The 21,497-nt window shown below is 68.5% G+C and carries 18 protein-coding genes; 9 read left to right on the top strand and 9 right to left on the bottom strand.

The genetic code is table 11. The features are described 5' to 3' along the window. Positions 1-2 precede the first annotated feature (2 nt). A complete protein-coding gene (gene aceB, locus FS787_RS07980; protein ID WP_144671636.1) occupies positions 3-1,601 on the bottom strand; it encodes a malate synthase A in 1,599 nt (532 codons plus the stop codon). Positions 1,602-1,660: 59 nt separating this feature from the next. After that, on the bottom strand, positions 1,661-3,073 hold the full coding sequence (locus FS787_RS07975) for an NAD-dependent malic enzyme (protein WP_144671635.1): 1,413 nt from the start codon (positions 3,071-3,073) through the stop codon (positions 1,661-1,663). A 218-nt stretch (positions 3,074-3,291) separates the two neighbouring features. Here FS787_RS07975 and FS787_RS07970 point away from each other — a divergent pair, with 218 nt between their 5' ends. Next, the gene (locus tag FS787_RS07970) at positions 3,292-4,047 is read left to right on the top strand and encodes an IclR family transcriptional regulator (protein WP_144671634.1); all 756 of its coding nucleotides are present in this window, start codon (positions 3,292-3,294) and stop codon (positions 4,045-4,047) included. Between the two features lie 98 nt (positions 4,048-4,145). Here FS787_RS07970 and FS787_RS07965 read toward each other — a convergent pair whose 3' ends face one another. Then, the gene (locus tag FS787_RS07965; RefSeq protein WP_144671633.1) at positions 4,146-5,651 is read right to left on the bottom strand and encodes a nucleobase:cation symporter-2 family protein; all 1,506 of its coding nucleotides are present in this window, start codon (positions 5,649-5,651) and stop codon (positions 4,146-4,148) included. Positions 5,652-5,806: 155 nt separating this feature from the next. After that, a complete protein-coding gene (gene pucL / locus FS787_RS07960; RefSeq protein ID WP_144671632.1) occupies positions 5,807-6,715 on the bottom strand; it encodes a factor-independent urate hydroxylase in 909 nt (302 codons plus the stop codon). 369 nt (positions 6,716-7,084) lie between these two features. Between pucL and FS787_RS17965 the strand changes: the two genes are divergently transcribed. After that, positions 7,085-7,252: a hypothetical protein gene (locus FS787_RS17965; RefSeq protein ID WP_186329110.1), complete on the top strand. Its 168-nt coding sequence runs from the start codon at positions 7,085-7,087 to the stop codon at positions 7,250-7,252. Positions 7,253-7,304: 52 nt separating this feature from the next. Here FS787_RS17965 and ligD read toward each other — a convergent pair whose 3' ends face one another. Both ligD and FS787_RS07950 read right to left on the bottom strand, forming a co-directional pair. Beyond that, positions 7,305-8,549, bottom strand: coding sequence for a non-homologous end-joining DNA ligase (gene ligD, locus FS787_RS07955; protein WP_144671631.1), 1,245 nt, complete (start codon positions 8,547-8,549; stop codon positions 7,305-7,307). Positions 8,550-8,672: 123 nt separating this feature from the next. Further along, positions 8,673-10,040, bottom strand: a complete 1,368-nt coding sequence (locus tag FS787_RS07950; RefSeq protein ID WP_222124047.1) for an 8-oxoguanine deaminase — start codon at positions 10,038-10,040, stop codon at positions 8,673-8,675. A gap of 371 nt (positions 10,041-10,411) precedes the next feature. Between FS787_RS07950 and FS787_RS07945 the strand changes: the two genes are divergently transcribed. The 6 genes from FS787_RS07945 (at position 10,412) to FS787_RS07920 (ending at position 18,723) form a co-directional block, all read left to right on the top strand. After that, entirely contained in the window at positions 10,412-10,906 is a 495-nt protein-coding gene (locus FS787_RS07945) for a nucleoside deaminase (RefSeq protein WP_144671630.1), read from the top strand. Between the two features lie 14 nt (positions 10,907-10,920). Then, positions 10,921-12,459 carry an NCS2 family permease gene (locus FS787_RS07940; protein WP_144671629.1) on the top strand — a complete coding sequence of 513 codons (1,539 nt, stop codon included), beginning with the start codon at positions 10,921-10,923 and terminating at the stop codon, positions 12,457-12,459. Between the two features lie 168 nt (positions 12,460-12,627). Further along, positions 12,628-13,872, top strand: a complete 1,245-nt coding sequence (locus FS787_RS07935) for an XdhC family protein (RefSeq protein WP_144671628.1) — start codon at positions 12,628-12,630, stop codon at positions 13,870-13,872. Then, positions 13,863-14,819 (top strand): FAD binding domain-containing protein, encoded by a 957-nt coding sequence (locus FS787_RS07930; RefSeq protein WP_144671627.1) that lies wholly within the window; start codon positions 13,863-13,865, stop codon positions 14,817-14,819. The genes FS787_RS07935 and FS787_RS07930 overlap by 10 nt, the downstream gene beginning before the upstream one ends. A 2-nt stretch (positions 14,820-14,821) precedes the next feature. Further along, on the top strand, positions 14,822-17,740 hold the full coding sequence (locus FS787_RS07925) for a molybdopterin-dependent oxidoreductase (RefSeq protein ID WP_260982447.1): 2,919 nt from the start codon (positions 14,822-14,824) through the stop codon (positions 17,738-17,740). Beyond that, positions 17,740-18,723: an aldo/keto reductase gene (locus tag FS787_RS07920; protein ID WP_144671626.1), complete on the top strand. Its 984-nt coding sequence runs from the start codon at positions 17,740-17,742 to the stop codon at positions 18,721-18,723. Before FS787_RS07925 ends, FS787_RS07920 begins: the two co-directional genes overlap by 1 nt. A 23-nt stretch (positions 18,724-18,746) precedes the next feature. Here the strand turns inward: FS787_RS07920 and FS787_RS07915 are convergent, their stop codons facing one another. Beyond that, positions 18,747-19,271 carry a DUF488 family protein gene (locus tag FS787_RS07915; RefSeq protein ID WP_144671625.1) on the bottom strand — a complete coding sequence of 175 codons (525 nt, stop codon included), beginning with the start codon at positions 19,269-19,271 and terminating at the stop codon, positions 18,747-18,749. Between the two features lie 106 nt (positions 19,272-19,377). Here FS787_RS07915 and FS787_RS07910 point away from each other — a divergent pair, with 106 nt between their 5' ends. Beyond that, on the top strand, positions 19,378-20,028 hold the full coding sequence (locus FS787_RS07910) for a uracil-DNA glycosylase (RefSeq protein ID WP_144671624.1): 651 nt from the start codon (positions 19,378-19,380) through the stop codon (positions 20,026-20,028). An 18-nt stretch (positions 20,029-20,046) separates the two neighbouring features. Here FS787_RS07910 and FS787_RS07905 read toward each other — a convergent pair whose 3' ends face one another. Further along, complete coding sequence (locus FS787_RS07905; protein ID WP_313959644.1) at positions 20,047-20,769, bottom strand: SDR family NAD(P)-dependent oxidoreductase; 723 nt, start codon at positions 20,767-20,769, stop codon at positions 20,047-20,049. Further along, entirely contained in the window at positions 20,766-21,437 is a 672-nt protein-coding gene (gene nboR / locus FS787_RS07900) for a nicotine blue oxidoreductase (RefSeq protein ID WP_144671622.1), read from the bottom strand. Before nboR ends, FS787_RS07905 begins: the two co-directional genes overlap by 4 nt. Positions 21,438-21,497 lie beyond the last annotated feature (60 nt).

Raw genomic sequence — 21,497 nt, 5'->3', positions numbered from 1 at the left:
GCTCAGCCCACCAGTTCGTAGGCCGGCGTGGTGAGGAAGTCCGTGTAGTCCTCGGAGAGGCAGATATCGCCGATGAGCTTGCTGGCGGGCAGGTAGTGCTTCGCGAACGCGTCCTCGCCCACTTCGCCGCGGAGCTTCTCCGTTTCTTCGGCCAGGATCCCGGTCACCAGCTCGCGGGTCACGGTCCGCCCGGTGTCGGCGAGGACCACCTGGTTGCGGATCTGCTGCCAGACCTGCGAGCGGGAGATCTCCGCCGTCGCGGCGTCCTCCATCAGGTTGTGGATGGCGACGGCGCCGTTGCCCGAGATCCACACCGCGGTGTAGGCGATGGCGACGTAGAGGTTCAGGCGCAGGCCGGCCTCGGTGACCGTGCCGCCGGCGGAGGCGACGTCCAGGAGCTGGTCCGCGGTGACGGAGACTTCCGGGCGCTGCTTGTCCAGCTGGTTCGGCCGGTCGCCCAGGACTGCGCTGAAGACGTCCCGGCAGACCGGCACCAGGTCCGGGTGGGCCACCCAGGAACCGTCAAAGCCGTCGTTTGCCTCGCGGGTCTTGTCCGCGCGCACCTTCTCGAAGGCCTGGGCCGTCACCTCGGGTTCGCGGCGGTTGGGGATAACGGCCGCCATGCCGCCCATGGCGAAGGCGCCGCGGCGGTGGCAGGTCTTAACCAGCAGTTCGGTGTAGGCGCGCATAAACGGCGCGGTCATGGCCACGGTGGCGCGGTCCGGCAGCACGAACCGCGGGCCGGCGTCGCGGAAATACTTGATGATGCTGAACAGGTAGTCCCAGCGCCCGGCGTTCAGTCCGGAGGCGTGGTCGCGGAGTTCGTAGAGGATCTCGTCCATCTCGAACGCCGCGGGGATGGTCTCGATCAGGACCGTGGCGCGGATGGTGCCCTGCGGGATGCCGAGGTAGTCCTGCGCGAAGACGAAGATCTCGTTCCAGAGGCGGGCCTCGAGGTGGCTCTCCATCTTGGGCAGGTAGTAGTACGGGCCCTGTCCGTTCTCCAGCAGCCGCTTGGCGGTGTGGAAGAAGTGCAGGCCAAAGTCCACCAGGGCGCCCACGGTGTGTTCGCCGCCGATCAGCAGATGGCGCTCGCTCATGTGCCAGCCGCGCGGGCGGGCCACGACGACGGCCAGCGGGGCGTCGGTGCGGAGCGTGTATTCCTTGCCTTCCGGGGAGGTGTAGGCCAGGGTGCCCGCCGCGGCGTCGCGGAGGTTCAGGATGGATTCGATCACGTTGGACCAGGTGGGGGTGCTGGCGTCCTCGAGGTCGGCCAGCCAGACCTTTGCCCCGGAGTTGAGGGCGTTGATCGCCATTTTCGCCGGTGCGGCAGGTCCGGTCATTTCCACCCGGCGGTCCTGGAGGGCTGCGGGGGCCGGGGCGACGGCCCAGTCTCCCTCGCGGATGTCCCGCGTTTCCGGCAGGAAGTCGAGCCGGCCGGTGCGGGCCACCTCCTCCCGCTTGACCGCGCGGGCCTTGAGGAGCTCCCCGCGGGTGGCGGCGAACCGCTGGTGCAGTTCCTCGATGAAGGCCAGCGCCTCCGGGGTGAGGATCTCCTCCGCGCGGTCTACGGGGCGGTGGGCTGAAATTGTGAGAGCCATTGTGGTCCTTCCTGTTCGGTGAGTCAGGCGGTGAATCAGGCGCTTGGTCAGGCGGCGGATCAGGCGTGGGAGAGGGCTGCGGCCGGGGCCGCAGCGTGGGCGGCGGCGGAAACGGCGGCGGCGACATCGGAGGCCACGTGGGGGTCGAAGACGCTGGGAATGATGTAACTGGCGTTGAGCTCGTCGTCAGCCACCCGGTTCGCGATCGCCTCGGCGGCGGCCACGAGCATCTGGGGGGTGATGTCCGACGCCCCGGCGTCCAGCAGGCCGCGGAAGAATCCGGGGAATGCCAGGACGTTGTTGATCTGGTTGGGGAAGTCGCTGCGGCCGGTGGCCACCACGGCGGCGTGCCGTGACGCGACCACGGGGTCGATTTCCGGCGTGGGGTTGGCCATGGCGAACACAATAGCGTCCTTGGCCATGGAAGCCACCTGCTCCTCGCCGATCACGTGCGGTGCGCTGACGCCGATGAAGACGTCGGCTCCCCTGAGGGCCTCGTGCAGCGTGCCGGAGAAGCCCTGTTCGTTGGTGTTCTCGGCAATCCAGGTGCGGTGCTCGTCGTCGTACTGTTCGCCGAAGTGGATCGCTCCTGAGCGGCCGGCGGCGATGATGTTGCGCGCGCCCTGCGCCTTGAGCAGCTGGATGATGGCGGAGCCGGCCGCGCCGACACCCGACACCACGATCCGGACGTCGGGGAGCTTCTTGTCCACAACGCGCAGGGCGTTGGCGAGGGCCGCCAGCGTAACGATGGCGGTGCCGTGCTGGTCGTCGTGGAAGACCGGGATGTCGAGCTCCTCGCGGAGCCGGTTTTCGATCTCGAAGCAGCGCGGCGCGGCGATGTCCTCGAGGTTGACGCCGCCGTAGACCGGGGCGAGGGCCTTGACGATGCTGATGATCTCCTCGGTGTCCTGGGTGTCCAGGCAGACCGGCCAGGCGTCGACGTTGGCGAACTGCTTAAACAGTGCCGCCTTGCCTTCCATCACGGGCAGCGCGGCGGCCGGGCCGATGTTGCCGAGGCCCAGGACGGCGGACCCGTCGGTCACGACGGCGATCGTGTTGCGTTTGATGGTCAGGTTGCGGGCGGCCTCGGGGTTTTCCGCGATGGCCAGGCAGACGCGCGCCACCCCGGGGGTGTAGGCGCGGGAGAGATCGTCGCGGTTCCGCAGCGCGACCTTCGGAACAACCTCCAGCTTGCCGCCAAGGTGCATCAGGAAGGTGCGGTCGGAGACGTTGCGGACGGTGACGCCGTCGAGCGCGTTGAGCGCGTCCTTGACGCGCGCCGCGTGGTCGTCGTCCGTGGTGTTGCAGGTGACGTCGACCACCAGGGTCTCGTGGTGGGATTCGGTGACGTCCAGGGCGGTGATCGCGGCTCCGGCGGCGCCGACGGCGGCGGCCAGCTCGGACGTGGCGGTGAAGCTGGACGGTGCCTCCACGCGCAGGGTGATCGAATTTCCGGGGCTCGGATTCGCCATTGAATTTCCTCCTAGTCGGCCCGCGGACGGGCACTCGCTGCAATCACTTATTTCGTATTATGGATATTATTATCTACTTTGTGGAAATACAAGCCCCGAATGTGACGCGGACGCGGCGTCGACGGCGGGCGGGCGGTGCTGTATCTTGGGTCTACTAAGCACTTTTTTCACGATGCGGATAAAAGTTGTCGCAAGCGAACTCTCAGGAGACCCAAGCCATGGCGGAAAAAGCCCCCGGAGGCGTGCAGTCCGTTGAACGCGTTTTCGATCTTCTGGAACTGATCACTGATGCCGGCGGCGACGTCACCCTCAGTGAACTTTCTTCCTCCACCGACCTGCCGCTGCCCACCATCCACCGGCTGCTCCGCACGCTGGTCACGCTGGGCTACATCCGGCAGCTGCCGAACCGCCGCTATGCGCTGGGCCCGCGTCTGATACGCCTGGGCGAGGCCGCCAACAAACAGCTGGGAGCGCTGGCCCGGCCGGAGCTTCAGTCGCTGGTGGAGCGGCTCGGGGAAACAGCCAACATGGCGGTGCTGGACTCGGACATGGTGATGTACGTGGCCCAGGTCCCGTCCCTGCACTCGATGCGGATGATCACCGAGGTGGGCCGCCGCGGCTTTATGCACGCCACCGGCATGGGCAAGGCCATCCTGGCCCAGCTGGATGACGAGACGGTGCGCGGCATCGTCACCCGCAAGGGCATGCCCACCCCCACGCCAAAGAGCATCGGCGACGTCGAGTCCCTGTTTGCGGACTTGAAGCTGATCCGGGACCGCGGCTACTCCATCGACGAGGAGGAGCAGGAGCTGGGCGTCCGCTGCTTCGCGATCGCCATCCCCAATGCGCCCACCCCGGCGGCGATTTCCGTCTCCGGCCCCGTGTCCCGGGTGGACGAGGCGTTCGCCGCACGGGCCGTGCCGCTGCTGCGCGAGGCCGCCCTGGCGATTTCGCAGGACCTGAACAAGGCCTGACCCCCGGCGTTGAACCTGCGGCCCGCGCGGCCGCGCAGCGGCCCCTTTTCCTGTCGGGAAAGGGGCCGCTGCGCTCATCACGGTGGTGCCGCCGGCTGTCAGTGCTCGGATTTCGACGCCGACTCCACGGGGACTTCCTTGCCGTCGCAGTCGATCAGCTTGCCGCCCTCGAAGCGGTCGCCGTCGGCCAGGCATTTGAGGTCCTGTTCCTTCACGATTCGTTCGGTCCCCGCCACGAAAACGGACTGGTTCTCCGAGTTGCCCGCCTTGAGGTGGTTGAAGAGCAGGTTCAGCAGGATGGCCATCACGGCCGCCGAGCTGATGCCGGAGTGGAAGATGGTGGCGAACCAGGACGGGAACTGGTCGTAGAAGGTCGGGGCGGCGATCGGGATCATCCCGAAGCCGATCGACGCGGCCACGATGACCAGGTTCATGTTGTTCTTGTACTCCACCTTCGCCAGCGTCCGGATGCCGCTGGCGGCCACCGTGCCGAAGAGTACGACGCCGGCGCCGCCCAGTACCGGTGTGGGCACCGCGGCCACCACCCGGCCCAGGACCGGAAGGAGGCCCAGGATCACCAGGATGGCGCCGCCGGCGCTGACCACGAAGCGGCTCTTGACCCCCGTGATGGCGACGAGTCCCACGTTCTGGGCGAAGGCGCTCTGGGTGAAGGAGTTGAACAGCGGGGAGATGGCGCTGGAGAGCATGTCCGCCCGCAGGCCGTCGCCGATGCGCTTGGAGTCCACCTTGGTGCCCACGATTTCACCCACGGCAATGATGTCCGCGGAGGTCTCCGTCAGGGTCACCAGGATCACGATCAGCATCGAGATGATGGCCGCCACGTGGAACGTGGGCGGCCCGAAGGCCAACGGGGTGGGGAACGCCACGATCGGGCCCTGCGAAACCTTGGAGAAGTCCGTCATGCCGGCAATAAAGGCGATGACCGTGCCCAGCACCATGGCCAGGAGGATGGAGAGCCGCGAGATGGTGGCGCTTCCCACCTTGCTCAACAGCAGCACGATGGCCATGGTGACCGCCGCGAGCCCGATATTGGCCACGGAACCGTAGTTGGGCGCGGCCTTGTTGCCGCCCATGGCCCAGTTCGCGGCCACGGGCATCAGGGTCAGGCCGATGACGGTAATGACCGTTCCCGTGACCACCGGCGGGAAGAAGCGGATGATCTTGGAGAACAGCGGTGTGATGAGCAGGCCGATCAGCGACGCGGCAATCACCGAACCGAACACGGACTGGATCCCGCCGCCCTCATCCACGATCGCCACCATGGTGGAGACGCCCGCGAACGAGACGCCCTGGACCAGGGGAAGCCGGGAGCCGAAGAAGGGGATGCCGATGGTCTGGAGAATGGTGGCGAGGCCGCCCACAAAGAGGCAGGCCGCGATCAGGAGGCCGATCTCCTCGGAGGGCATTCCGGCCGCCGCGCCAATGATCAGCGGGGGTGCGATGATGCCGCCGTACATCGTCAGGACGTGCTGGAGGCCGTAGGCGAAGGTGCTGCCGATCGGGAGGCGTTCGTCTTCGGGCCGGTCGGATTGGGTGCGGCCGGCGCGGGACTTGAGCGCTGACGGCTTCTTTTTCATGGTCATGGCAGACTTTCTTGGTTCATGGCAGACGTCTTTGTCTGGCTAACAGTGTCTGGCTAACAGATGTGGCTTGGTGGGGTACTGGCGGCCTGTTCCGGGGGCGGCGCTGGGGCTGGCCCCGGAACAGGCCGCGGCGTTGTGAGACGGTCGGGGGTTTCCTAGCAGAATCCGGCGATGCCGGACCAGGCGGCGTCGGCCGGTGCTGCGTCTTCGCGCTGGACCGTTGCCTCGATCAGGCCGTACGGGCGGTCAGCGGCGAAGAAGACCTCGTTGGGGTTGTCGAGGCCAAACGGCGAGAGGTCCACCAGGAAGTGGTGCTTGTTGGGCATCGAGAACTTGATTTCGTCGATCTCGCTGTGTGCCTCGAGGACCTTGGTGCCCATGTCGAACAGGGTCTGCTGCAGGGCGTGGGAGTACTTTTCGGTGAAACCCTCCAGCAGGAGGGCCTTGACGTCGTCGTAGTTCTTGTTGAAATCGAGGGCGCTGAAATCGGTGCCGGGGTTGTAGCGCCAGCGGGCGGAGACGTCCGTGGCGAGGATGCGGTCGGTGGTCTCCGGCAGGGTGGTGTATTTGTCCCGCGGGTAGCCGACGAAGCCTGACTGCGTGGACTTGAGGACGGTCAGGTCCTTGAGCCCGGAGATGAGATGCCGGTCAGCGCCGTCGCGGACCAGCACTGCGGTCCGGACTTCCTGGCCGTTGCGCACGAAGGAGTGGTCGTGGGCCGCGCCGTGGGCCTGGATGCGGTCCCAGCTGTACGCCTCGGCCTCCCAGCGGCCGCCGGTCACCCAGTCGAAGCTGGACGTGAAGTGGTCGCCGAGCCGGAGCAGGAAGGCCTCCGGGGAGCCGACGCCCTCCCGGGCGAAGGCGTAGATGGTGTTCTTCTGCGTGTCCGTGGCCACCACGTGGCTGTTGTCGCCTTCCAGGTGGGCAGCCGCAAAGTCGCCGCGGAGCTGCGAGGTGACGTTGAGGTCTTCGATCTCGTGCCGCTCGGTGTCGCGGGTGATCTTGACGACGCGGACTTCGGCCTTACCGTACTGGTTCTGTCCGAGGACGATCTTGTTGTTCATGGTGTGGTTCCCAACTTCCGGTATGTGGAATAAAACTCCCACATAGAAATTTCGTACGCGTTTCGCGTTCGTTTCTTTCACCGCCGGCCCACAAAAAAAGAGCCGACGTCAGTTGACGCCAGCTCATTACAACCCTGCCTGCTGCTCCCAGGTTACGTGACCTGGGCCACGAATTACCTTCAAGGTTAGCCCAGTCCGGCGGTGGTGTACATCACAATCCCAACTTTCCGATTGTGACCGGATGGGGTCCGAGGCGCCGGTGCAGGGTCTTGACGGGCGCGGGGCAGCGCTTTACAGTTTCCACAAGACAATAAATATTTTCCGAAGTACGGAAACAGTACGGAACAAAGCAAGAACGAGGAGGAACAGATGGACCCGCAGGATCAGAACAACGTCGCTGACTTTCCGGCACCCGGCCAGGAGCTGTACCTGCCGTTCGGCGCCACGGATCCGGACTTTTACATTCCGGCCGACTGCGACCGCGCCGGCCGGGGAATCTCCCGCTGGCTGCGCGCGCTCCCGTTGTTTGGACGCTGACGCCCAGGGGGTGCGCCTCACCCGAGGGGTGCGCCTCGACGGGCGGCCGGTGTCAGGACGCCGGGCGCCCCGGCCACTCCCTGCCGGCCCAGGGGTCGTAATCGGCGATGAGCTCCTCCTGCGGAGGGCGCTCCGCCTCGGGAACATGCTGCAGGTTCACCCGCACCCTGTACCAGAGCGAGCTTGATCCGCGCATTCCGTCGACCAGCACGTCGGCGGGGTGCAGGGCCGGGACGATGTCCGCGTGCCGGGTCTTCCACTCCTCCAGCGCCGTGAGTGCCTCGGGCTTGGTCCTGGTGCGGGCCACCTCAATGAGCGGCATCACCGACTGCCGGCGGCCGGAACCGTCGACACCGCGCGGGGGTTTGTCGGCGGGGCCGAGCTCTGATGCCAAGGCGAGGAGTCTATCGAGTGAGCCCACCGCGCCGTCGATGCCGGCGTGGGGGTCGCCCCCGTCCGCGAAGCGCCGGGGCACCGTTAGCACCGTGAACAGTTCCGGCCGCGCGGAGCGGACCTCGTCCCATGAGAGCGGCGTCGAGACCCGGGCGTCGGGCAAGGGCCGGATCGAGTACGCCGAGGCCACGGTGCGGTCCTTGGCGTTCTGGTTGAAGTCGACGAACACACTCTCGCCGCGCTCCTCCTTCCACCACCGCGCCGTGGCGAGGCCCGGCGCGCGGTTTTCGACCTCGCGGGCCAAGGTTTCGGCGGCAAGCCGCACGTCGCGGTATGACCACTGCGGCGAGATGCGCACCAGGATGTGGAGCCCGCGGGACCCGCTGGTCTTCGGCCACCCCACGAGTCCCACGTCGTCGAGCACGTCCCGCGCAACATACGCGACGTCGACGATCTGGGACCAGCCGACGCCAGGCATCGGATCCAGGTCCACCCGCAGCTCGTCGGGGTGCTCGAGGTCCTCGGCGCGCACCGGATGCGGGTTGAGGTCCAGGCAGCCAAGGTTCACCACCCACGCCAGGCCCGCGGCATCCCGGATGACGGCCTCCTCGGCGGATGTCCCCGACGCGTAGTGCAGGGTTGCCGTGTCGATGAAGTCCGGATGGTTTTCCGGCACGCGCTTCTGGAAGAACGGCTCCGCGTCAATTCCCTTCGGGAAGCGCTTGAGCACCATGGGCCGGCCGCCCGCGCCGCGCAGCGCACCATCCGCCACGGCGAGGTAGTACCGCACCAGGTCCAGCTTCGTCAGCCCGGGTTCGGGGAACACCACTTTGTCCGGACTCGAGATCCGAACCTCGGTGCCAGCGATGTTAAGGATCTCGGCCGGGGCCTTCGATGGGCTCATTCCGACACGCTAGCAACGATCGGATGCCGCAGCCAGACCCGCAGCCAGACCCGCAGCCAGCCCCGCGGCGCGGCCGGCAGCGGGGCCCGGTGAAGGCGGCCGGCGGACGCGGCCGGAAACCGCTCAGCCGTTCACCAGCTTCCGCGCCGCGGCGGAGTGCTCCGCAATGAGCCCGGCAATGTCCAGCCCCGGAATGTGGCCGTCCACCACGCGCCACTCTCCGCCCACCATGACGCGGTCCGCCCTGTCAGCCGCGCACAGCAAAAGGGCCGCGACGGGGTCGTGGCTGCCGGAGAAGCGCAGTTCGTCGAGGGTGAAAAGGGCCAGGTCCGCCTGCATCCCGGGGGCTATTTGGCCCAGGTCCGGCCGGCCCAGGACTGCGGCGGAGCCTCTCGTGGCCCAGCCCAGAGCCCGTTCCACCGGGACCTGCGCACCGTAGCGCAGCCGCTGCAGGTACAGTGCCTGCCGCGCCTCCAGGATCATGTTGGAGGCATCGTTCGACGCCGATCCGTCCACGCCTAGCCCCACGGGGACTCCGGCGTCCTCCAGTTCCAGCACCCTCGCGGTTCCGGAGGCCAGGCGCATGTTGGACGTGGGGCAGTGTGCGACGGCGGTGCCCGCGGCTCCCAGCGCGGCGATCTCGGCGTCGGTGAAGTGGATGCCGTGGCCCAGCCAGGTCCGGCCGGTCAGCCAGCCCACGCTGTCGAGGTAGTCCACGGTCCGCAGGCCGAACATTTCCCGGCAGAAATCCTCCTCGTCCAGGGTCTCGGCGAGGTGGGTGTGCAGCCGGACATCGTGCCGCTCCGCCAGGGTGGCGCTTTCGGCCATGATCTCCCGGGTGACGGAAAACGGCGAGCACGGGGCCAGCGCAATCTGAATCGTGGCGCCGTCGCCCCGCTGGTGGTACTCGCCGATGAGCCGTTCGCTGTCCGCCAGGATCACGTCCGGTGACTGCACGGTGGACTGCGGCGGCAGGCCGCCGTCGTCCTCCCCGAGGCTCATGGATCCCCGGGTGAGCGTGGCGCGCATGCCGAGCCGGCGCACCGCCCGCACCTCGATGTCGATGGCGTCTTCCATACCGTCCGGAAACAGGTAGTGGTGGTCCGCGGCGGTGGTGCAGCCGGACTGGAGCAGCTCGGCGAGCGCCACGGTGGTGGCCAGCTCCAAATCGCGGGGTGTGAGGCGCGCCCACACCGGATACAGGTTCTGCAGCCAGGGGAAGAGCGGCGCGTTGGCCACCGGCCCCCACGCCCGGGTGAGGGTCTGGTAAAAGTGGTGATGCGTGTTGATGAGGCCGGGCAGCAGGACGTGATTGCCGGCGTCGAACACCTCGTTGCAGGGGGCCGAGGGCTGCTGGCCGGCGGCGAGCACCTCCGTGATGACGCCGCCGCTGACCACTACTCCGCCGGAGGCGTCGAGGCTGTTGGCGGTGAAGGCGCCGCGGGGATTCTTAACCCAGAGACGGGATTGCGGGGACGGTGCGGGCATCATGGTGTCCTGTCTGAGCGTGGGAAGGAAATGCCAGCTCAGTGATGCCCTGTCTGCTGATCCAGGGTGCCCGGGATCGTGGCCGGGTTTCAACAGGCTAGGGTGGCCGCAGCCTATCCGTCAATGGCCGGCCGGTGTGAGGTTCCGGAAACATAAATTTCACATGTCGAAATTAAGTTTCCAGAAATCTATGGTGCAGCTCACGTTCCGGTGCTAATCTCGATCTTGCCAAAGGCGGGCACCCGGACTCCGGGGAAGCTATCTACCAGGCGCAACTTAACCTTCAAAGCACATGCTGAAGCCTGGTAACCGTCGCATCTGGCCCTTCCGTCTCACCTCGGTATACCCGGCTTCCCGGCAAAGGGAGTCGCATCATGAGCAGCACCGTCACGGCCGAACATTTTCTGGCCAGATCCATCCAGCTGGCCACGGCCAACGTCCTGAACAGCGGCGGACCGTTTGGCGCCGTCATCGTCACCGCGGGCGGTCAAGCGTTCGACGGCGTCAACCGCGTCACCGCCACCAACGATCCCACCGCCCACGCCGAAGTCACGGCCATCCGGCGCGCCTGCTCCGAACTGGGCACGTTCGACCTGCGGGGGGCCACCCTCTATACGAGCTGCGAGCCCTGCCCCATGTGCCTCGCCTCCGCGCTGTGGGCGCGGGTGGACCGCGTCGTCTTCGCGGCAGACCGGCACGACGCCGCCTCTGTCGGCTTCGATGATGCCGTCTTCTACGAGTACTTCGAGAACGACAACCGCGATGCCCTGATGCCGGTGTCCAAGCTGGACCTGGGTGATCCCCAGGCCCCAGCAGTGCTGGAACCCTTCCACACCTGGAACACGCTCGATTCCAGGATTGACTACTAGGGCCGGCGGCTGACATGACAATCCTCAATCAGTCCCACGAAGGCCCGCAGCCGGCAACGACGCCGGACCCCAACGCCGCAGCCCACGCCAAGCGGCAGGACCGCAACACCCGGCCGCCGGCGTCGAACGCTTTCCTGGACCGCTTCTTCCACATCACCGAGCGCGGTTCGACACTTGCCCGCGAGTTCCGCGGCGGCCTGGTCACGTTCTTCACCATGGCCTACATCGTGATCCTTAATCCGCTGATTCTGGGCGGCTTCAGCGCCGGCAACTCCCCCACCGACGTGGCCGGCGGCTGGCTGCCGGCCGCGCAGGTCGGCGCGGTCACCGGACTCACCGCCGGCGTGATGACCATTCTGTTCGGGTTGGTAGCCAATCTGCCGTTCGGCCTGGCCGCGGGACTGGGCATCAACTCCTTCCTCGCAGTCTCGGTGATCAACGAGGTCACGTGGCCCGAGGCCATGGGCCTGGTGGTCATCAACGGCATCCTGATCGTGCTCTTCGGCGTCACCGGCGCCCGGACGGCCATCTTCCGGGCCGTCCCCAAGGAACTGAAGGCAGCCATCACCGTCGGCATCGGCCTGTTCATCGCGTTCATCGGCTTCGTCGACTCGGGCTTCGTCCGGGCGACCACAGCCGGGCCCCCGGTGCAGCTGGGCGACAACGGCTCCATTAGCTCAGTTCCCACCCTCGTCTTCATCGTCGGACTCCTCGTCATGGGCATCCTCGTGGCCCGCAAGGTTCAGGGCGGACTGCTGATCGGGATCGTCGCCACCACGCTGCTCGCAGCACTCGTCGAGGCGGTCCTGCGCATCGGCCCCAGCAGCGACACAAACCCCGGCGGCTGGCACTTGAACACCCCGGTGCTCTCCGGCCAGCTGGTGTCGGCGCCTGACCTGGGCCTGGTGGGACAGTTCGACCTGTTCGGTGCATTCGGCCGGATCGGCGGGCTTGCCGCCACCATGCTGGTCTTCACGCTGGTCTTCACCAACTTCTTCGATGCCATGGGCACCATGACCGGACTCGCCAAGAGCGCCGGTGTCGCCCACAAAGACGGCACGTTCCCGCGGCTCAAGTCGGCCTTCATCGTTGAAGGCGTCGGCGCGGTTGCCGGCGGAGCCACCTCGGGATCCTCCAATACCGTCTACATCGATTCCGCCGCGGGCATCGGCGAGGGCGCCCGGACCGGGCTGGCCTCCGTGGTCACCGGTGTCCTGTTCCTGGGCTCCATGTTCCTTACCCCGCTCACCAGCGTGGTTCCGCTGGAGGTGGCCGCCGCCGCCCTGGTGGTGGTGGGCGCCATGATGGTGGCGCAGATCCGCGAGATCAAGTTCACCAAGTTCGCCGTGGCCCTGCCGGCGTTCCTGACCATCGTCACGATGCCGCTGAGCTACTCGATCGCCAACGGCATCGGCGTCGGCTTCATCTCATGGGTCATCATCGGGGCAGCGTCCGGGAAGGCCAAGAAGATCCATCCGCTCATGTGGGTGGTGACGGCCGGATTCCTGGTCTATTTCGCCCGGGGCCCCATCAACGCGCTGCTGGGCGCCTGACATCCGGACTTTCGCTGCGCTTTCGGACCGCCGCACCGGGGATCCCGGGGGCGAAAATCCGCAAGCGCAGCGCTTCCGGGGCCACGCCGCCGCGGCGGTGCTGTCCCCGGACAACGATTGGAACGAGAATATGCACACGACCGCCGCACAAGAAAAGAGAGTGCAGCCATGTTGGATCTGATGCCGTCGCTGGCGGCTTGGCCGCCGGCCGCCGCAGGCCAGCGCTGCGCCGTGGCCACCGTGGTGGGAGCCGGCGGGTCCGTGCCGCGCCCGGTGGGAACCTCCATGCTGGTGTCCGGGGCCGGCGAGGTCCTGGGCAGCCTGTCCGGCGGCTGCGTCGAGGGCGCCGTTGTGGCTGCGGCCCTGGAGGTGATGGCCGACGGCGGCACTCGCCGAGAGTTCTTCGGCTACAGCGCCGAGGACGCGTTCGCCGTCGGGCTCACCTGCGGGGGCGAGCTGGACGTCCACATCGAACTGCTGGCGGACACCCTTGGGGGCCTCCGGCCGGAGGGCCTGGCCACCCTGGATGCCCACGACCCCGCAGCGGGCCTGGCGCTCATCCGCCGGATCGACGCCGCGTCCCCGGCCGGTACCGACTCCCCGCGAAGCGCCGGCGCGGTTGTTATCCCGGATCCGGCCAGCTACCAGGTGGCGCAGTCCGATGCCGTGGCCGCCCTGCTGGGAATAGCCGGCGGGGACCGCTCCCTGCTGCGGGCGGCCGCCGCGCAACTGGAGCCCCTGCTGAGAAGCGGGACCACGGGGGTGGTGCGGCTGGCGGCGGAATCAGGCTGCTACGGCTCGGTGGCGGGACCCGCCTCCGAGCCCATCACCCTGCTGGTGGAGAGCAGGCTGCCGCCGGCCCGGATGCTGGTGTTCGGCGCCAACGATTTTGGCGCGGCCCTGGTGCCGGCCGCCCGCCTGCTGGGCTACCACGTCACCCTGTGCGACGCCCGGCCGGCCTTTGCGGGGCAGGAAAGATTCGCGGTGGCGGACCAGGTGGTCACGGACTGGCCGCACCGCTATCTGGCCGCGGAAGCTGAGGCCGGCCGCCTCGATGCCCGGACCGTTGTCTGCGTCCTCACCCACGACCCCAAGTTCGACATCCCGCTGCTGCAGGCCGCGCTTGGCCTGGACCTGGCCTACGTCGGGGCCATGGGATCACGGCGGAGCCACGGCCAGCGGCTGGAATCACTACTCGCCGCCGGGGTGGCGCCGGCGGAGACCGAGCGGCTGCATTCCCCGATCGGACTGGACCTGGGCGCGGTCACCCCGGCCGAGGTGGCCGTCTCCATCACCGCTGAGCTGGTGGCAGCCCGGACCCGTTCCGCCCGGGGGCTGTCCTTAAAACACGGGTCCGGACCTATCCATCACACCGTCAACACCCCGCACCACCAGGAGATGCCATGGACATGAACACCATCGAGGCCGTGGTCCGCACCGCGGATCCGGCCGACTGGCAGGCCGGCGACGCATGGCTGGCCGGCGGCACCGTGCTGTTTTCCTACGGCAGCTTCGCCTTCGGCAAGGAACCACTCCGCCGGCTCCTGGACCTCGGCGCCACCGGCTGGCCCTCGATCACGGTGTCCGACGCCGGGATCGAACTCGCAGCCACCTGCACCATCGCGGAACTCTACGCGCTGCCCGCCGGCGAAACCGGCCGGGCACACGCGGGCACCTGGCCCGCGCTGGAGCTGATCCGGCCGTGCTGCGATTCCTTCGTGGCCTCCTTTAAGGTCTGGAACATGTCCACCGTGGGGGGCAACCTCTGCACCTCCCTGCCGGCCGGACCCATGATCTCGCTCTGCGCGGCCCTGGACGGTGTGGCCACGGTGCTCGGCCCGGGCGGGTCCAGCCGTACCGTCCCGGTGGCGGACTTCGTGACGGGGGACGCACGCAACTGCCTGGCACCCGGCGAACTGCTCCGCAAAGTCCAGCTCCCGGCGTCGGCCCTTGCCTCCCGGGTGGCGTTCCGCCGCCTGTCGTTGAGCAACCTGGGCCGTTCCGGGGTGCTGCTGATCGGCAGGCTCGACGCCGACGGCACCCTGGTCCTCACGGTCACCGCCGCCACCAAGCGCCCCGTGCAGCTGCGCCTCGCGGCGCCTCCCGGTGCCCCGACGTCGCCGGCGGCGCTGGCTGAAGCGCTCGACGCCGCCATCCCGGACGGGCTCTACCACGACGACATCCACGGGTTGCCGGCCTGGCGGAAGGACATGACCTACCGGCTCGCCGAGGAAATCCGGGCCGAACTGGCATCCCCGGCAGGCACGGCGCCGGCCTACGTTTCAGGCGACTTCTGGCCGCCGCAGGGCGACGCGCCCCCTTCACAGCACACAGTTTCGCCGCAGCAGGAAAGGGCCTGAGCATGGTTACCGAGATCAACGGCGCAATGACTATTAACGGCGCAGTGACCATTAACGGCACTCCGGCGCAGGCCGAGCCCAGGCCGGGGCAGTGCCTGCGGACCTTCCTTCGCGAGCAGGGCAACTTCGGAGTCAAAAAAGGCTGCGACGGCGGCGACTGCGGGGCCTGCACCGTCCACGTGGACGGCGCCCCGGTGCACAGCTGCATCTACCCCGCGGTCCGCGCGGAGGGCCGGGCCGTGACCACGGTGGAGGGCCTGGCCGGCACCGCCCGCACCGAAGCCGGCGGGGAAACCGGCAGTGACCCCGGCACCGAAACCGGCGCCGCGGAACTCCACCCCATGCAGCAGCAGTTCATGGAGCGGCAGGGCTTCCAGTGCGGGTTCTGCACCGCCGGCATGGTGATGACGGCGGCCACGTTCGACGACGAGCAGAAGGCCAACCTGCCCCGGAACCTCAAGGGGAACCTGTGCCGCTGCACGGGCTACCGGGCGATCGCGGACGCCGTCTGCGGCCGGGAGGGGCACCCGGATCCCGAGGGGCCGGGATCCGGGATCGCCGGCGAGAGCCAGCCCGAGCCGCGCCCGGGCCAGCTGGGCGACGACGTCCCGGCCCCCGCCAGCCGGGCCATCGTCACCGGCGCGGCGCGCTACACCCTGGACGTCCCCGCAGACCAGCTTCACGGGCTCCTGCATATGAAGCTCCTGCGCTCACCGCACGCCCACGCCCGGGTGCTGTCCATCGACTCCGCGGACGCGTTGCGGATTCCCGGCGTCGAGGCGGTCTTCACCCACGAAGACGCGCCCGCGCAGCTGTTTTCCACGGCCCAGCACGAGCTCTACACCGACGACCCGGACGACACCCGGGTGCTGGACGACGTGGTCCGGTTCGTCGGGCAGCGGATCGCCGCCGTCGTCGCGGACAGCGTGGCCGCGGCGGAAGCCGGCGTCCGGGCGCTCAAAGTGGAGTACCAGGTGCTCGACGCCGTGTTCACCCCGCAGGACGCCCTGCGCCCCGGCGCGCCGCTGGTCCACGGCGACAAGGACGCCGCGACAGCCCGCATCGGCCGGCCGGAACAGAACGTTGTGGCCGAGCTGCACTCCGAACTGGGCGACGTCGCCGCGGCCTTCGCCGCCGCGGACTTCATCCACGAGCAGACCTACCGCACCCAGCGGGTGCAGCACACCGCCCTGGAGACCCACGCCGCCATCGCCCTGATCGACGACGACGGCCGGCTCCAGATCCGCACGTCCAGCCAGGTGCCCTTCCTGGTCCGGCGTACCCTGGGCCGGGTCTTCGACCTCCCCGAGGACCGGATCCGGGTGGTCGCGGGACGGGTGGGCGGCGGCTTCGGCGGCAAGCAGGAAGTCCTCACCGAGGATATTGTGGCGCTAGCCGCGCTGAAACTGCGGCGCCCGGTGCAGCTGGAATTCACCCGCACCGAGCAGTTCACGGCCTCCACCACCCGGCACCCGTTCACCATCCACCTCAAGGCCGCCGCCAGCAACGAGGGCAAGCTGACGGCCCTGCAGCTGGAGGTGCTCACCAACGCCGGCGCCTACGGCAACCATTCCGTGGGCGTGATGTTCCACGGCTGCGGCGAATCCCTGGCCGTGTACAACTGCGCCAACAAGAAAGTGGACGCCCACGCGGTGTACACCAACACCGTGCCGTCCGGCGCCTTCCGCGGTTACGGACTGAGCCAGACGGTCTTCGCGATCGAGTCCGCCGTGGACGAGCTCGCCGCCGGGATCGGCATGGATCCGATGGAGTTCCGCCGCCGCAACATGGTCCGCGAGGGTGACGACATGCTCTCCACCCACCCCGACCCCGAAGAGGACGTGCTCTACGGCAGTTACGGGCTGGACCAGTGCACGCGCCTGGTGCAGGACGCCCTGGACCGCGGCCGGGAACGCTACCGGGATGCCGGGCTGGAGGACCTCGGCCCGGACTGGGTCACCGGGGAGGGCTCGGCGCTGTCCATGATCGATACCGTTCCCCCGCGCGGCCACTTCGCGCATTCCAGGCTCCGGCTCCTGCCCGACGGGACCTACCAGGTGGACGTGGGCACCGCGGAATTCGGCAACGGCACCACCACCGTGCACGCCCAGCTCGCCGCCACCGCCCTGTCCACCACCGCGGGCCGGATCACGGTCCGGCAGTCGGACACGGACCTGGTGGAGCACGATTCCGGCGCCTTCGGCTCGGCCGGAACGGTGGTGGCCGGCAAAGCGACGCTGGCCGCGGCCGAGGAACTCGCGGTGCGGATCCGCGCCTTCGCCGCCGGAATCCGCCAGGTTCAGGCCTCCGGGTGTGTGCTGGAGGAGGACGCGGTGGTGTGCGAGGGAACCCGGGTGCCGCTGACGGAACTGCACGACGCCGCCGCAGCGGCCGGCGTCGACCTGTCCGGTGAGGGGCACTGGGGCGGGACCCCGCGGTCCGTGGCGTTCAACGTCCACGGCTTCCGGGTGGCCGTGAACACCGGGACGGGCGAGCTGAGGATCCTGCAGAGCGTCCAGGCCGCCGACGCCGGTGTTGTGGTCAACCCGCGGCAGTGCCGCGGGCAGATCGAAGGCGGGATCGCGCAGGCGCTGGGCGCCGCGCTGTATGAGGAAGTCAGGGTGGACGACGCCGGCCGGGTCACCACGGACATCCTCCGGCAGTACCACATCCCGTCCTTCGCGGACGTGCCGCGCAGCGAAGTGTACTTCGCGGACACCAGCGACAAGCTGGGACCGCTGGGCGCGAAGTCCATGAGCGAGAGCCCCTTCAACCCGGTGGCGCCCGCGCTGGCCAACGCCATCCGCAACGCCACGGGGGTCCGGTTTGCGGAGCTTCCCATTGCCCGGGACAAGATCTATCTGGGCCTGAAGGAAGCGGGACTGGCCACCCCACTGCAGGTCCGGCATATAGTCGGATGATGGAACAGCGAATCTTGGGCAAGACCGGACGGAACGTCTCCATCGTCGGACTGGGGACCTGGCAGCTTGGCGCGGACTGGGGCAATGTGGACCCCGCGCAGGCGCAGGCCATCCTGGCCGCGTCGGCGGAAGCGGGGGTCACGTTCTTCGACACCGCGGACGTTTACGGCGACGGCCGCAGCGAACAGGCCATCGGCAAATTCCTCGCCGACAACCCGGGCCTGGACATCACGGTGGGCACCAAGATGGGCCGCCGGATGGAACAGCGGCCGGAGAACTACAACCTGGCCAACTTCCGCGAATGGACGGACCGCTCCCGGCGGAACCTGGGGACGGACTGCCTGGACCTGGTCCAGCTGCACTGCCCGCCCACCGCCGTGTACAGCAACGCCGAAGTCTACGACGCACTGGACACTCTCGTGGCCGAGGGGGCCATCCGGAACTACGGCGTCAGCGTCGAGCGGACCGACGAAGCCCTCGAAGCCATCCGGCACGCGGGCACGGCCACCGTGCAGATCATCCTCAACGCTTTCCGGCTCAAGCCGCTGGACGACGTGCTGCCCGCGGCGGAGGCCGCCGGCGTCGGCATCATCGCCCGCGTACCGCTCGCCTCGGGGCTGCTTTCCGGCAAATACATGGCGGACACGTCCTTCGCGGCGGACGACCACCGGAACTACAACCGCACCGGCTCGGCGTTCGACGTCGGGGAGACCTTCTCCGGCGTGGACTTCGGGCAGGGCTTGAAGGCCGTGGCCGAGTTCGAGGAACTGGTGCCCGACGGCGTCAGCACCGCCCAGGCGGCCATCGCCTGGATCGCGGCGCAGGACGGCGTCAGCACGGTGATCCCGGGCGCCCGCAACGTGGAGCAGGCCCGCTCCAACGCCGAAGCGGCGGGGGCTGGCGGGATTGACGCAACGTTCGACGTCGGCGTCCGGGAAATTTACGACAAGTACTTCCGCGCCGCGATCCACCCGCGCTGGTAACCCCTCCTTAAACCAGCGCGGGGTCAGCCCGCCGGGTACCAGATCCGCTCGCCGTCGACGCGGGCGAACGAGGTGAGGGTGTGGGGTTTGGCGGACTTCTCCGTCATGATGTCCAGGACCTGGACGTTCCGGACCAGGAGCGCGTCGCCGATCAGCGAGCGGTGGCAGCGCCACGGGACGGCTTCTGCACACATGATCGCCGCGTCGTTGGTCCGCCCGCGGTCCAGCAGTTGGCCGATGGCGGCGGCAAAGTCCTCGGTCTGCATGTAATCCGCGTATCCCCGGAACGACGCGTTGCGCCAGGCGTCATTGAGGCTGTCCTTCCGGGCATGCCGCAGGCCGCCGAGGGCTTCCATGCGCCGGTAGGTGATTCCGCTGGCCCGCACGCTCGCCGCCAAGGCGTCCGCATTGAACTGCGGGTTGTGCCGCGACTTCGGAACGGTGCGCACATCGATCAGTTTCCTGACGCCGTGGGCCTTCAGTATGCGAATGAACTCGTCGATGGGGTGCGTGGAGTGCCCCACTGTGAAGATGGTCATGTCCGCCATGCCCCCATGCTAAGCGGCCCGTGTCGGTGGCGCAGTGGCCTGTGCCGGCGGAAGGGCGGGCCGGATATTCTGGTGGACCGACCAGACGCCGAGGGAACGGGCAGGAATGACTTTATCCTCCATCGAGAGCTTTGTGGACCGGCTCGCTTCGGTGCAAACGGGACCGGGGTGCACCAACTTCTTCGACCACACCGCACCGGGAAACGCACTGCGCCGGCGGAACCTGGAAATCTACCTCCAGGAAATGCGGGACCGCTCCCCGAAGGTGCTGCTGGTGGGGGAGGCGCCGGGCTTCCGGGGCATGAGGATCACCGGGGTTCCCTTCACCAACCGCACCATGTTTGAGGGCCCCGCCAACGCGTTCGGGCTGTTCGGGCCCGGCAAGGGGTATGTGCTTCCGGCGGAGGCTGCGGGTGTTGCGGCGGAGCCGACGGCCACGGTGATGTGGGACGTGCTGGCCGAACTGGAATTCCTGCCCATGCTGTGGAGTGCCTGCCCCTGGCACACGCACATGCCCGGGCGGCCGCTGTCCAACCGCACGCCGACGTCGGCCGAGGCGGCGCTGGGAACCCCGTTCTGGCAGGCGCTGACGGAGTTGTTCCCCATCGAGACGGTGGTGGCCGTGGGGAATGTGGCGCACCGGAGCCTGCAGCGCAGCGGCCTGGACGTGCCGAAAATCAGGCATCCCGCCCACGGCGGCCGCTCCGGGTTCAAGCGCGGGCTGGAGGAGCTGGTGGCCGCGGGGGTGGAGCAGTAGGGGCGGGCGACGGCCGGATCAGAGCCGGGTGCCCGTTTCTTCAGCAAGGGCTTCCAGGAGCTGCTCCTGGAAGGTGTGGTCATGTACTGCGCGGTGTGGTTGCCGCTGTTGCCGGTGGTACCAGTACCCGCCGCTGGTGAGCGACTGGGGTTCATCGCTTGCCGCGAGCCATTCCTGGGTTTGGTGTCCGAGGTCCAGATCGTCCGGCGCGCCGGGTCCGCCCATCTTGGTGGGTACCCAGCCGGGGTCCACGGCGTTGCTGATCAGCTCCGGACGCAACCGGGCCAACGCGGCCGCGAGCGTGGTGACGAACAGCTTGCTGTCCGCGTAGGACCCGGGCACCTTGCCCTGCCAATCGACTCCGGCCAGCGAGGGCTGCCCGCCGAAATGCGAACCACTGCTCAAATACACGTGCCGCCGCGGACCGTCGAGCAGGGCGGTGAGGAGGTAGGGCGCGATGACGTTGACCGGCATGACCGCCCGTCCGCGCCAGACGCCGGCGTTGTGGATCACCGCGTCGAGCGGGTCCCGGCCGTTCAGCTCGGCGGCGATGCGCCGCACAGCATCACGGTCAGTGAAGTCGCCCACCACGATGTCCGCGCCGCGGTCCACGAGGGCGGCGAGGCTGGCAGCGCGGTCCTGGTTGCGGGCATGGACAACGACGTCGTGCCCGCCGGACAGCAGGGAATCCGCCGCGGCCCGTCCGAGGCCGTCCGCGGACCCTGTGACAAGGATTCTCATGATTCCGGGTTCTCCTTACGTTGCGCGGTGTCGTGCGGCTGGGCCGGGTCGAGGAGGTGCAGCTGGTCCGGGGTGTCGAGGTCCTCTCCGCCGGTGAGGTCGTTGCAGTCCACCAGGTCGACCAGCCCCGGGTGGGACTGAAGGAAGACGCGTGCCCCGGCGTCGCCCGTTGCCGTTTCCGTGGCCTCGGCGCGGAGTCCGGCGTCGATGAGCAGCGGATGGCCCCGCCGCAGGTTCCCTTCCGGGTCCCGGTAGGCGGCGGCCGTCACGCGGCCCGGCCGGTGGGCTGCGAGCAACCGGGCGACGGTTTCGGCGGTCAGGCCGGGCTGGTCCACCAGCGCGATGAGCACATGGTCCTCCGGCGCTGCCGCGGCGACGCCCAGTTGGAATGAGCTGCCCATGCCGGTGGGCCAGCCCGGGTTGTCGATGACCCGGTGCCGGCTGAGGTTGGTGGCGGCGCGGACCGTTGCCGCGTCCGCGCCGAGCACCGCCACCACTTCCCGGCAGCCGCCGGCCAGCAGCACGTCGGCCAGCACTTCCACGAGGGTGCGGCCGCGGAACGGGAGCGTCGCCTTGGGCCCGAGCCCCAGCCGCGTCCCGGCGCCGGCGGCGAGCAGCACCGCCGTCGTGGATCCCGGCGTCGTGGGCGGTTCCGATGAGTCAGCCATGGTCCCAGCCTATGCACCCAGTGACAGGTGACGGCAGTCCCGGGGCGGGACTGCCGTCAA

The organism is Arthrobacter sp. U41 (genome assembly GCF_007679325.1).
GTDB lineage: Bacteria > Actinomycetota > Actinomycetes > Actinomycetales > Micrococcaceae > Arthrobacter.
This window is presented reverse-complemented; position numbering and strand designations above follow the sequence as displayed.